Annotated in this window: 11 protein-coding genes; 10 read left to right on the forward strand and 1 reads right to left on the reverse strand. The window is 43.5% G+C overall.

Annotation, left to right across the window (positions count from 1 at the left end; genetic code table 11):
- Nucleotides 1-259 precede the first annotated feature (259 nt).
- The 4 genes from J8M00_RS17675 (at nucleotide 260) to J8M00_RS17690 (ending at nucleotide 4,980) form a co-directional block, all read left to right on the forward strand.
- Nucleotides 260-949 carry a substrate-binding periplasmic protein gene (locus J8M00_RS17675; RefSeq protein ID WP_211011860.1) on the forward strand — a complete coding sequence of 230 codons (690 nt, stop codon included), beginning with the start codon at nucleotides 260-262 and terminating at the stop codon, nucleotides 947-949.
- A gap of 52 nt (nucleotides 950-1,001) precedes the next feature.
- Nucleotides 1,002-2,369: an MFS transporter gene (locus J8M00_RS17680; RefSeq protein ID WP_211011861.1), complete on the forward strand. Its 1,368-nt coding sequence runs from the start codon at nucleotides 1,002-1,004 to the stop codon at nucleotides 2,367-2,369.
- 107 nt (nucleotides 2,370-2,476) lie between these two features.
- On the forward strand, nucleotides 2,477-3,139 hold the full coding sequence (ssb, locus tag J8M00_RS17685; RefSeq protein ID WP_211011862.1) for a single-stranded DNA-binding protein: 663 nt from the start codon (nucleotides 2,477-2,479) through the stop codon (nucleotides 3,137-3,139).
- Nucleotides 3,140-3,351: 212 nt separating this feature from the next.
- On the forward strand, nucleotides 3,352-4,980 hold the full coding sequence (locus tag J8M00_RS17690; RefSeq protein WP_211011863.1) for an EAL domain-containing protein: 1,629 nt from the start codon (nucleotides 3,352-3,354) through the stop codon (nucleotides 4,978-4,980).
- On the opposite strand, the gene J8M00_RS17695 is transcribed toward J8M00_RS17690, so the two are convergent.
- On the reverse strand, nucleotides 4,972-5,874 hold the full coding sequence (locus J8M00_RS17695) for a 1-aminocyclopropane-1-carboxylate deaminase/D-cysteine desulfhydrase (RefSeq protein WP_211011864.1): 903 nt from the start codon (nucleotides 5,872-5,874) through the stop codon (nucleotides 4,972-4,974). The genes J8M00_RS17690 and J8M00_RS17695 overlap by 9 nt on opposite strands.
- A gap of 211 nt (nucleotides 5,875-6,085) precedes the next feature.
- On the opposite strand from J8M00_RS17695, the gene J8M00_RS17700 reads away from it, so the two are divergent.
- From J8M00_RS17700 to rng, 6 genes are all read left to right on the forward strand, one after another.
- Nucleotides 6,086-8,098 carry an SUMF1/EgtB/PvdO family nonheme iron enzyme gene (locus J8M00_RS17700; protein ID WP_211011865.1) on the forward strand — a complete coding sequence of 671 codons (2,013 nt, stop codon included), beginning with the start codon at nucleotides 6,086-6,088 and terminating at the stop codon, nucleotides 8,096-8,098.
- Nucleotides 8,099-8,229: 131 nt separating this feature from the next.
- Entirely contained in the window at nucleotides 8,230-9,273 is a 1,044-nt protein-coding gene (locus tag J8M00_RS17705) for a rod shape-determining protein (protein WP_010376642.1), read from the forward strand.
- The gene (gene mreC / locus J8M00_RS17710; protein ID WP_211011866.1) at nucleotides 9,273-10,115 is read left to right on the forward strand and encodes a rod shape-determining protein MreC; all 843 of its coding nucleotides are present in this window, start codon (nucleotides 9,273-9,275) and stop codon (nucleotides 10,113-10,115) included. The genes J8M00_RS17705 and mreC overlap by 1 nt, the downstream gene beginning before the upstream one ends.
- Entirely contained in the window at nucleotides 10,105-10,581 is a 477-nt protein-coding gene (mreD, locus tag J8M00_RS17715; RefSeq protein ID WP_023397256.1) for a rod shape-determining protein MreD, read from the forward strand. The genes mreC and mreD overlap by 11 nt, the downstream gene beginning before the upstream one ends.
- On the forward strand, nucleotides 10,581-11,159 hold the full coding sequence (locus J8M00_RS17720; RefSeq protein WP_211011867.1) for a Maf family protein: 579 nt from the start codon (nucleotides 10,581-10,583) through the stop codon (nucleotides 11,157-11,159). The genes mreD and J8M00_RS17720 overlap by 1 nt, the downstream gene beginning before the upstream one ends.
- Nucleotides 11,152-12,624, forward strand: a complete 1,473-nt coding sequence (gene rng / locus J8M00_RS17725; RefSeq protein WP_211011868.1) for a ribonuclease G — start codon at nucleotides 11,152-11,154, stop codon at nucleotides 12,622-12,624. The genes J8M00_RS17720 and rng overlap by 8 nt, the downstream gene beginning before the upstream one ends.
- Nucleotide 12,625 lies beyond the last annotated feature (1 nt).

A 12,625-nucleotide genomic window follows, 5' to 3' on the forward strand; every position in this document is an offset into this window, starting at 1 on the left:
TGTATACTCATACAGTATACATAAAAGCTGTGGTTATTCTACCTTTGCTACGTGCTAAGCGCTGTGACGGCTCACTTAAATGAGGTAGATTGCAAAACGAGTTGGATTAAGCCCTGCATGGTATCGCATTGCAAAGACAAAATTAAGCTTTTGTAAAAATAAACAACTAAACTTGTTTTTGAGTATTGGCAACAGAGTTGTGTGTGTGCGCTTTTTGCTTTTGAGTCTATTTTTTCTGTCGCCAGTGTGGGCGTGTGAGATGACGGTGCGATTTGAAAATTACGCCGCACAATCGCGCTTGGATGAAGAAAAGGGTTGGCATGGTATGGATGTAGACTTTGCTAAGGCATTACTTGATGAGGCTGGGTGTAGCTATAAATTTGTGAGTATTCCTTGGGGACGCTCTTTGAAAATGCTTGAAGCAGGTAATATTGATTTGGTGCTGAGTGTAACGCAAACAGAAGAGCGCACCAAGTTTGCCCACTTTGTCGGTCCACAACGGATGGAAACCATCGTATTTGCTATGAATGCAGAGCGTTCATTTGATGTGGAAACGATGGAAGACTTATTTTCACTTCCTGTACCAGTGGCTATTCAACAAGGGGCATTTTATGGCCCTAGCTTCACACAGCGGTATGAAAAACAGTTAAACAAAGGCACTCAATTTATTTTTGTTCCCGACAACCAAACTAAGCTAAGTTTACTAAAACATGGGCGCATTGCTGGCTTTTTGGAGGAAAAATTCAATATCATTTTTCAGTCAACCAATCACCCTGATTTTATGACCATCAAAATCGCGCCTTTAATTATCAATCAATCTCCTGTCTACTATGCATTTAGCAAAAAAAGTGTTTCTGAGAAGCAGTTAAAGCAGCTGAGCGAAGCCTTTAGCTCATTAAATAAATCGGGACGTTTAAGCGAGATATTAAAAAAATATCAGTTAGACTGAGTTTTTGCTAAACTAGCTCGCGATTTTTTACTGTTTGACTTTACATTGCTTTATGTCCAATCAATCTTTGAACCAAATTGAAAAACGCGCCGCATTTTCTTTAGCGGGTGTCTTTGCATTTCGCATGCTCGGGTTATTCATGCTCATGCCTGTGTTGGCGATTTATAGTGATTCTTTCGAAGATGTTTCACCACTTTGGATTGGTTTGGCCATAGGTGCGTATGGTTTGACCCAAGCGCTATTACAAATACCAATGGGGTGGCTATCGGATAAGTACGGGCGTAAACCTATTATTATAGGTGGGCTAGTTGTTTTTGCTGTCGGCTCCGTGATTGCGGCAACGGCTGAGTCTATATATTGGGTAACCGCAGGTAGAGCTCTTCAAGGCATGGGGGCGATTGCCAGTGCGTTACTTGCTTTGGCATCTGATTTAAGCCGTGATGAGCAGCGGCCAAAGGTGATGGCCGTGATCGGAATGTGTATCGGGTTAAGCTTTGCGGTAGCGATGTTAGTGGGTCCTATGGTAGCTGCTTCTTTCGGCATTGCTGGGGTATTTTGGTTAACTGCGATTTTAGCTTTAGTGGGCATCTTGATTGTGTTATTTGTGGTGCCAAATGCAGTGCACAAAGCACCTAAAGGCGATACGGTGGCTTCCTTGTCAGATATCAAGAACCTTATTAAACACCCACAACTGCTGCGTCTTGACCTTGGGGTGTTAATGCTACATTTAACGCTAACAACCCTATTCGTGGTGTTACCAGCCAAATTGATCGACGATGGTCTGGATGCGCAGTCTCATTGGCAAATATATATTCCAGTACTCATATTAGCTTTTGTATTGATGGCGCCAATGATGATTGTTGCGATCAAGAAGCAAAAAGAAAAGCAGGTCTTTTTAGGGGCGATTGCCATGTTAAGCATTAGTACTTTTCTGCTTATCTGGCTATCTCATTCCCTGTGGGGCATTGCACTGGCTATGACTTTGTACTTCATCGCATTTAACTTTCTAGAAGCAACAATGCCTGCATTGGTATCGAGAATATCGCCTGCCACACAAAAAGGTTCAGCTATGGGGGTATTTTCTTCCGGGCAATTCTTGGGAGCCTTTTTAGGCGGTGTACTTGGTGGGTATCTCGCGCAAAACTACGAAACGCAATCTGTATTTGCCGCTGCGGCAGGAATTGGGGTAATATGGCTGGTTATTGCATGGCGCATGCAAGTCCCTCCACGTAGTAAGGCGCTGAGCTTTGTAACGGAAATCGATAAACCTCAGCATGCACAAACACTTGCTGATAAACTGGTTACATTACCGGGCGTGTTAGAGGCGACTGTTGTCAGTGAAGAAAATCGCGCTTATCTAAAAGTGGACGAAAGTAAATTTGATTTAAACCAAGCTAAGCAAATTTTATATCCTGCGTAACGGGTACTTGGTTGCGATGAGAAGTCGAATTCGAAGCGCAATCGTTATACAATCGTGTTGTAGAATATAACTAAGCAATGCTTGTAATTGTGTGAGGAGAGGGTGCCATGGCACGCGGTGTGAATAAAGTAATCTTGGTGGGTAACTTAGGCCAAGATCCTGAAGTACGATATATGCCCAACGGTAATGGTGTGGCGAATATTAGTATTGCTACCACTGATAGTTGGAAAGACAAAAATACAGGCCAGATGCAAGAGCGTACTGAATGGCATAGAGTGGTGTTGTTTGGAAAATTAGCTGAAGTGGCTGGCGAATACTTACGCAAGGGCTCTCAGGTTTATATTGAAGGCCGTTTGCAAACACGTAAGTGGACTGATCAGAGTGGTCAAGACAAATACACCACAGAGATTGTTGTTGATATGGGTGGCCAAATGCAAATGTTAGGCGGTCGCAACGAGCAGGGTGGTCAATACCAGTCTGGTGGTAATCAAGGTGGCTATGGTCAGCAGCAAGGTGGTTTTGCGCCTCAGCAAAACAACCAACAGCAATATGGTCAGCAGCCTGCGGCTCAGCAAGGTGGCTTTGCTCCTCAGCAACAAGCACCTCAACAAAGTGCACCTCAACCACAAAATAACAACTTTGGTGGCCAGTCTCAAAGTGCACCAGCGCAAGGTGGTCAGCCTCAGGGCGGTTTTGCACCTCAGCAGCAAGGCAGTGCTTCCAATCCAATGGAGCCACCAATCGATTTTGATGACGATATTCCGTTCTAAACGCTATCTGAGATAGATTGTCGAATCAGCATAAAAAGCCTCGTTTGATACGAGGCTTTTTTGTTTTTGGCTTTTAAGGTGCAGTGTCGTTCCAAGCCACTAAAAATAATGCATGCAAGATCAGCAGCTTTTAGGATTCTTATTCAGGTCTCCTTGAGTTTTGTATTAGATTGAACAAAACTTTAATCAGAATCATTAATGGCAGCTTTATCATGTTTCACTTTGCGCTTACAGAACACTCAATTAAACGTGAGTACGTGTTTTTGGGGGCGTGGTGTGGGTTATTCATCGTATTAAACTTGGCGATAGTCCAGTTCACTGGCACTTGGATAGCAGAAGAAGCAAATCGCCTAAATGTCCAATTGGCATACTATATTGTACCAGTTCCAGCTCAAGAGTTGAGTGTGTTGGCCCAGCAATTTGGGTTTAGCATTTTCCCCAGCAATGATGCTTTAACAGCTTGGCTTTCAAGCCCTTATCATTTTAAAGTTGGTGAGCACTCAATGAGCCTCTATCCAAGTAATATGATCAACTGGGCTGTTACGTGCTGCTTGTGGCTCAATGCAGTATTAGTGAGTGCAGGTGTATTGGGGTGGATTGCTATGTCGAAGCGGGCTAAATCCCCTGATCGTAGGCGAAAACTGATTGGCGATAAAGCGTTGAGTGCCAGCCCAGATGTGATGCATGTTGCTACAGAGCAGCAAGTAACCATGTTTGCGATGTTTAAGTGGCGTTGTGAATTACCCAAACATATCGAGCCACAAAGCCACTTTAGCGTGACATTGGCCAAGTGTTTCAATAAATATAAGTACTGTTCGGCCAAGTACTTATCATCAGGTACACTCACCGTCACACTCAGCGTATTAAATAAAGATGAAGTAGAGCAAACAGTCAAACGTTTGCATGAAGTGGTTTATCAAGCTTTGCTTGCCTTCAGGGGGGATTTATCACGCAGTGCGGTAAAATGTGGCGCATGTTTTTACAGCGAAGGAGCAGATCAAACACAAGTATATCAAATTGCGAGATCGTCCCTCAGTGTCGCGCAAAATCACGTTTGGCAGCATATCCACATGTTACCGTTAAATCACACCTTAGCCGAAAGCCTGCTGGATGCTGAAATCAACATTATGGAAGATATTAGAGCCGGTCGATTTGTATTATTTTGCCAGCCCCTGTTTGATTTTAAATCACAGGATGTGATCCAAAGTGAAGCGCTTTTGCGTGTGCGACATAAAACTTTAGGGCTGATAACCGCTGGTCAATTTATCCATAAAATACATCATAATGAACATTTAATTGAACTCGATAAGGCCATAGTTGTACAGGCGTTAAAAGTGCTTGCAAAAGAGCCGAGAGGGTTTTCTGTGAGTGTAAATTTACACGTAGTAAATTGGTCCAATAGTGATTTTTTAAACTGGTTGATCGTGACGCTGAAGGCGTCGGGGCGAGCGAGCGAAGTGACTTTGGAATTAATGATTAATGATTATTACCAACACAAAGCTTATTTTGAGCAGTTTTTTAGTTCGCTGGCATCGCTGGGAACGAATGTGGTATTGGATCATGTTATTAAACCCCTAGACATAGTGCAGCTCCATACATTGCATAATGTGGTGGGGATCAAACTTGCCTTTGAGTTAATTCATGAAATTAACAGTTGTGCCAAACGCAGAGCAGTAGTCAAACAAATCGTTAATCAAGCGAAAAAGTTACAGATCCCAGTTTATGCAGTGGGGGTTGAAACACAGGATGAGTTTAATTGTATTAAGCGACTGGGTGTAGATGGAGCACAAGGCTATTTCTTCAGTGCTCCATTGTTAGAGTTGGAAAACAGTTTAAATTAATTGTCGATAACGCAGACCATCAAGCCCCTGCAAACCGCCTGTATGTATGGCTACGATGGTACTGCCTCGAGGGAAGTAATCTTGTTGAATGAGTTGCCATAGGCCATAGAACATTTTGCCGCTATAAATGGGTTCTAGAGGGAGGTGATACTGGTGATTCATGTGTTGACAAAACTGCCACAAAGCAGCTGAAAACTTGCCGTAGCCGCCATCGTGGAATTGCGAAAGTATCTGCCAGTTTGTTTTTGTTGCGGCGCAGGGGTTCAATTTAGTGACTTCTGCATTGAGATAGTGAGCGCCTTTTAGTACTGCAAATCCTAACACTTGTGTAGCTTCATCGACGCCGCTTAGCAGCCCCGCGAGAGTTCCGCCACTACCTACTGCGCAGCAAAGGTAGTCGCTTTTCGGGAGCGATTGTGCCAGCTCTTGACAACCTTGTAAGGCGAATTTGTTACTGCCACCTTCGGGAATGATATATGCCATTGGAAACTGACTCTGGAGCTGTGCTAGGTAGTCTGACTCATGACGTCGGCGATACTCGATGCGGGTGACTGGGTGCAAATTAACGCCACAGGCTTTTGCAAAGCGAAGAGTTGGGTTTTGTGGGTCTATGTGTGGACCTCTGACGATGAAATGTGCGGGAATCTGAAATAACTTACTCGCCATAGCCGTGGCATATAAATGGTTGGAAAATGCGCCACCAAATGTAACGAGCGACTGGCATTGCTGACGTTTAAGCTCTAGGAGGTTGTATTTCAGTTTTCTCCATTTGTTTCCTTGAACTGTAGGGTGAAGCAGGTCGTCTCTTTTTATAATTAAGTCGATTTTTTTCTCTACCAATAGTGGATGATTAATGGTCTGAAGAGGCGATTCAGCGTGGCTTGAGGTCAACATATGATTTTCGATTTATCTATAAATAGGCGCTTTGTGGTTATTATTTCATGAAAATGTGCTCAGAACACTGGTAAGGACGTGACTATTAGTTGTAAACTCAGATATTAATTGTGCAAGGCTTGTGTTTTACTTCGTAAGTACATAGCATTAAGCATTAAAACATTAAAAATAACAAAGACCAAAACAACTGCCGCTGTTGGGAATGGAATATATGCGAATTGCTCCTTTATCTCTTTTTGTCTCTGCCGCCTTATTGTCTGTAAGTGTTTGGGCACAAGATACTGCGACTGTGACAGCTATCGAGTCAGAGCGCTCCGAAAAACAAGCTGAGTTAGACAGATATACTCAGGTATTAGACAAACACGTGGCTGAAGAAGCCCGTTTACAATCACAACTTGAACTGTTGAGGAATAACTCGACAGAGTTGGACAAAGAAAAAAATCAGGCACTTGATGCCATGAATGACTTGTATCGTCGCCTTATCGACGATCCTTCTATCGATATTTCCTCTGCGCAGACGAGATATCAGCAATCAGTGGCTGATCATAAGTCTAACAAAGAAGATATTGCGATGCAGTTAGCGGCCATAGCATCGCACCGTAAAGATATTGAGCAAATTCGCGTTAGCAAGCACACCTTAGTTAACACGCTTGCTAGCTTAAAAGACCAGTTGAGCACAGCGCGCGTCGAGCGACTTCGTAATGAGTTCACTCGAGAAGGGACATTGGAAGTTGAGCATACTATAAACTGTAAGCGCACCGAGACGCTGGCAGCGTGTGAACAGAGGGGCCAACAGCTAGGATTGCAAAAAGCGACTAAACGCTTTATCGATCAAATCTTTGCCAATTTAACCGAGCAGCGTATTGTCGAACCCAAAAGGCATCTTGCAGGTGCACAAGTGCAGGTTGTCAGCAGCCATGTAATCGGCAGTGCATTTAGCGGTCAAGGTAATTACAGTGTTAATTTGAGTGTCACAATGCGTGGTGACGTGAATAATAGCCGCCTGTGTGGCTTATTGACGCTTGATAACCGTTTTTGTAGTGAATATGGCACGCCGCTGTCAGTTGGGTACCAAGCAAGTTATCCAACAACGTTTAGTGACAGCCAGCTAACATTCAAAGATGAATTAGATAAACCTGAAAAAAGTATTCCTAGTGTTACTACATTGCAGCCAAAGGCTGAAATCAAATCACAAATCATTCAACAATCACCACAAGACAGACAAGTTGATCTGACATTGCGTTCAAATGTCTATGATGATGAAGTTTTTATTGATGGCGTCAGCTATGGCTCGACCAAGCTAGTTGTGAGTGTACCACTTGGCTCATACGATATTGAAATTCGCAAACTCGGTTATGAGTCATATACGGCAAGAGTAGATGTTCGACGTGCTCGAACGATTAACGCAAAGCTAATAAAAAAGCCTGAGTCGATTGCTGCACCGACACCCAAAAGAGAGCAAGTTGAGCGCCAAGCAGTGGTACAAAAATCGGTGACTCCTAACTTGATAGAAAACAAAGAGGTCATTATCCCTGCGGGATCTTTCCAAATGGGAGATTTGACGGGAAATGGACTAGCTAACGAGCGCCCTGTTGTTGAAAAAGTGCTAAGCCACTCGTATGCAATGCAAAGCAATGAAGTGACGGTTGCCGAATTTCGACAGTTTGTCACCAGTTCTGGATTTCAAACCGAAGCTGAAAAAGGCGCTGGATGTGCACACTACAAAAATGGTGAGCCGATTTGGGAAAGTGAATACAACTGGAGCAACCCGGGTTTTGAGCAGGCAGATAATTTCCCTGTTGTCTGCGTGACATACGAAGATGCAAAGGCTTATGCCAATTGGTTGTCAGCAGAACAGGGGATCCAATATCGTCTACCCAATGAAGTTGAGTGGGAATATGCCGCTAGAGCCGGCACAAGTTCAGAGTATCCATGGGGAAATGAAATTGGTCGGGGCTTAGCCAACTGTGGTTGGTGTGGTAGTGAGTGGTCAAATAAAAGCCCAGCTCCTGTAGGTGAATTTTCACCAAATAACTATGGTTTATATGATACCGTTGGCAACGTGTGGGAGTGGACGCAAAAGCGAGCTTCACAAGAGGATGTAACGGTACGCGGTGGCGCATGGAATTTTGCTCCTAGCTTGGCTCGAGTGTCGACCCGCCTTGCACTAGCGCCTGATTTTAGAGCCAACTACATTGGTTTTAGATTGGTTCGAGAAAGATAACTAAAACGTGCCCTGAAATAAGGGCACGTTCAGTCAAAGTGCAGTTTGCACTTTGTAGACTTAAATATTTCAGCCTTAGCGTACAGTTGCTTTGGCTTGGTTAAAAGAATTCTTTAAGGTTACCCAGCCTCATGTTTAAAAAGCTACGTGGATTATTTTCAAATGACCTGTCTATTGATTTAGGCACGGCTAATACACTGATTTATGTAAAAGAAGAAGGTATCGTACTAAACGAGCCCTCGGTGGTGGCAATTCGTCAGGAGAGAGCTGGCGGGCCAAAAAGTGTTGCTTCAGTAGGTACTGCAGCAAAACAAATGCTAGGAAGAACACCTGGGAATATTAAAGCTATCAGACCAATGAAAGATGGCGTTATTGCCGATTTCTATGTTACTGAAAAGATGCTCCAACACTTTATAAAACAGGTTCACAATAATAACTTTATGCGCCCAAGCCCTCGCGTTTTGATTTGTGTACCATGTGGCGCAACACAAGTTGAAAAACGTGCAATACGTGAGTCTGCAATGGGGGCTGGTGCACGAGAAGTATATTTGATTGAAGAGCCTATGGCGGCGGCTATTGGAGCTGGCCTACCAGTATCTGAGGCAACAGGTTCTATGGTTGTTGACATTGGTGGTGGTACTACTGAGGTTGCAATTATCTCGCTCAATGGTGTGGTTTATTCGTCTTCAGTGCGCATAGGTGGTGATAAATTTGATGAAGCCATTATTAATTATGTCAGACGTAATTTCGGCAGCCTGATCGGTGAAGCTACTGCTGAACATATTAAGCATGAAATCGGCTCTGCATTTAAGAGCGAAACACCAATTGAAATAGAGGTACGCGGTCGTAACCTTGCTGAAGGTGTACCGCGCTCGTTTACACTGAACTCCCATGAAATCTTAGAAGCGTTACAAGAGCCTCTAATGGGTATTGTAAGTGCTGTTATGGTTGCCTTAGAGCAATCGCCACCTGAACTGGCTTCAGATATTTCTGCTCATGGTATGGTGTTAACTGGTGGTGGTGCTTTACTGAAAGATCTAGATCGTCTATTAATGGAAGAAACGGGTATCCCAGTTGTCGTTGCAGATGATCCTCTCACTTGTGTAGCGCGAGGCGGAGGTAAAGCCCTAGAGATGATAGACATGCATGGTGGCGACGTATTTAGCTACGACTGATGAATTTACTGTTTGGCCGAAGCATATCTTTACAACTGCGACTTACTGTCGCAGTTGTGCTTAGTATTGTCCTGATCATAGGCGATAGATACACCTCTGGCGGTACGTTTGTCAGAACGACGTTAAATACATTAGTAAGCCCTGTCTTATATGCGGCAAATATACCCTATGAGTTATTTAACGTCGGGGCACAGAGCTTGCATACTCGCGATAGATTACTCGATGAAAATGAAGTACTCAGGGCTAAGCAATTATTGCAAAGTGAGCAACTCCAACAGTATCAGTTCCTACTTAAAGAAAATAATGAGCTAAGGGCACTGCTAGGGGCATCTGCGCGACAATCCCATAATCGCCAAATTGCGCAAGTACTTTCTGTACGTTCCAATCGTTATAACCACCAAGTAGTCATTAATAAGGGCACTATTGATGGAGTCTCAGAAGGGCAGGCTGTTATTGATGAGTTAGGGCTAGTAGGTCAATTGACACATGTAGGCACGACAACATCTCGTGTTTTACTCATGACAGATACAACCCATGCGACACCGGTAAGAATACTGAGAAATGATGTCAGCATGGTGGTTGAAGGGATTGGTAAAATTAACCTAGTCCAATTGGCACATGTTTCCCATAGTTTGGATATTCGAATTGGTGATATTTTGGTCACTTCAGGTCTCGGTAGCCGTTTTCCTGAGGGGTATCCTGTCGCCGTCGTTACAGAAATAGATAGAGATGAGGGGCTACCTTTTGCCAAAGTTTATGCTGAACCGATTGCACAGCTAGATAGGATAAGATTGCTGGTAATTTTGGGAGAGAACTCCATAGAGGTCAGTGATGAGCCGTAGTTTTTCTTTTATTACTTTTAGTGTTTTTCTGGCACTTATCATGGCTTTAATGCCATTACCTTTCTCATTAGAACCTTTTAGGCCTGATTGGGTCTTACTGGTATTGATGTATTGGTCCATCGCGTTACCACACAGGGTGAATATAGGCTGGGCTTGGTGTACCGGACTGATCATGGATTTGGCAGTGGGCTCGCCACTGGGTATAAATTCATTGACCTATTCTGTATGTATTTATATTACGGTCAGTAATTTCCAGAAATTAAGAAATTTCTCGCTGTGGCAACAAGCTATGTTAATTGGCTTGTTTTTAGCGCTCTACCACTTACTGCAGTTTTGGTTAAATCATTTCTTATTAGATATTTATTTTAACCCTGCATATTTATGGCCAGCATTGATTGGCATGTTATGTTGGCCTTGGATATTTCTATTGCTGAGAAAATACCGTAGACACTTTAGGATCCGTTAATGGCAGTAAAATTATATTTGGCTTCGGCTTCTCCACGTCGAAAAGCACTGTTGAGCCAATTGGGGTACTCCTTTGAACAATTTTCTGTTGATGCAGATGAGAGTGCGCACCCCAACGAACAACCGCACGCCTTGGTTGAGCGCCTTGCGCGTTTGAAGGCACAAAGTGGGGTGGAGGTTGGAGATGAAGAACGTCCCGTATTAGGTAGTGATACTGTTGTTGTGGCCGATGGGAAAGCCTTGGGCAAGCCAGAAAATAAAGCCGATTTTATGTCAATGATGACTATGCTTTCAGGTAAAACTCATCAAGTGATGACTGCAATTGCGGTGGCAGATAAGCATGCTGTAATGAGCAAAACGGTGATAACTGACGTAACATTTAAAGAGCTTTCAGCAGCAGAAATCGAACAGTACTGGTCAAGCGGTGAACCTTTAGATAAAGCTGGCGGTTATGGTATTCAGGGCTTAGGTGGTCGGTTTGTAACGCAGTTGAGTGGTAGTTATTTTGCTGTAGTGGGACTACCTTTGTATGAAACAGATGAACTAATTCAATTATTTATGGCGGAACGAGATGAGTAGCGAATTATTGATCAATGTGACACCAAGCGAAAGTCGAGTCGCACTAATTGAAAATGGTGTATTGCAGGAAGTTCAAGTAGAGCGTGTTGGCAATTTAGGGATTGTCGGCAATATATATTTGGGCAAAGTGAGCCGGGTTTTACCAGGTATGCAGGCTGCTTTTGTAGATATTGGCTTAGAAAAAGCCGCATTTTTGCATGCTTCTGATATTGTCAGTAGTGCATCTATTGAAGAAGCTGTTGAAGAGCAGCCGATAAAAAAAGTACAAGATATTAGAGAACTGGTTAAGCAGGGCCAGTTTATTATGGTTCAGGTAGTCAAAGATCCTATAGGCACCAAAGGGGCGCGTTTGACCACAGACATAACCATACCATCTCGCTATCTGGTATTTATGCCCGATGCTACCCATGTCGGAGTTAGCCAAAGAATTGAAACCGAAGAAGAGCGCGACCGCTTAAAACGTATTGTCGCACAGTACAACGACGAGAACGGCGGGTTTATTGTCCGCACGGCTGCTGAAGGTGCAGCTGAAGCCGAATTGAAGCACGATGCTGAATTTTTAAAAAAGCTCTGGCAAAAAATAGTCAGCAAACGCAGAAAAACCAGCAAAGCGAGCATACTGCACGAAGATTTAACACTCGCATTTCGTACGTTACGCGATTATGTCGGTGAAGATATGGAGCGCATAAGAGTGGATTCAAAGCTCACATATCAACAGCTAAAGTCTTTTACAGAAGAGTTTGTCCCGCAACTTTCAGAAACACTTGAGTATTATCCGGGTGAGCGCCCTATCTTTGACTTGTTTGATGTAGAAGCTGAAATTCAAAAAGCATTGCATCGCAAAGTGGAGCTAAAATCTGGTGGGTACTTGATCATTGACCAGACAGAGGCAATGACAACTGTAGATGTTAATACTGGTGCGTTTGTAGGCCATAGAAACCTCGAAGAAACGATCTTTAATACCAATGTTGAAGCGACTTCCGCAATCGCCCGTCAGCTTAGGTTAAGGAACCTTGGCGGTATTATTATTATTGACTTTATCGATATGATTTCCGATGAACACAAGCGGCGTGTATTGCATTCATTAGAAGCGGCGCTGGCAAAAGATCGTGCTAAAGCGAATATTAATGGTTTATCTGCACTCGGTCTTGTGGAAATGACGCGCAAGCGCACCAGAGAAAGCTTAGAGCATATTTTATGTGATGTTTGTCCATCGTGCTCAGGCAGAGGCTCACTCAAAACTGTTGAAACAGTATGTTATGAGATATTACGTGAAATAGTGCGGGTAAATAGGGCCTATGATGCTGACAAGTTTATGGTGTATGCATCTGCGGCTGTGAGTGAGGCGCTGGTGAATGATGAGTATCATAATTTGGCGGAGCTTGAGCTGTTCATCGGAAAGCAAGTGAGTATCCAAACTGAGAACTTGTACAGCCAAGAGCAGTTTGATGTGGTAATGATGTAGG

Source organism: Pseudoalteromonas luteoviolacea, assembly GCF_018100925.1.
GTDB lineage: Bacteria > Pseudomonadota > Gammaproteobacteria > Enterobacterales > Alteromonadaceae > Pseudoalteromonas > Pseudoalteromonas obscura.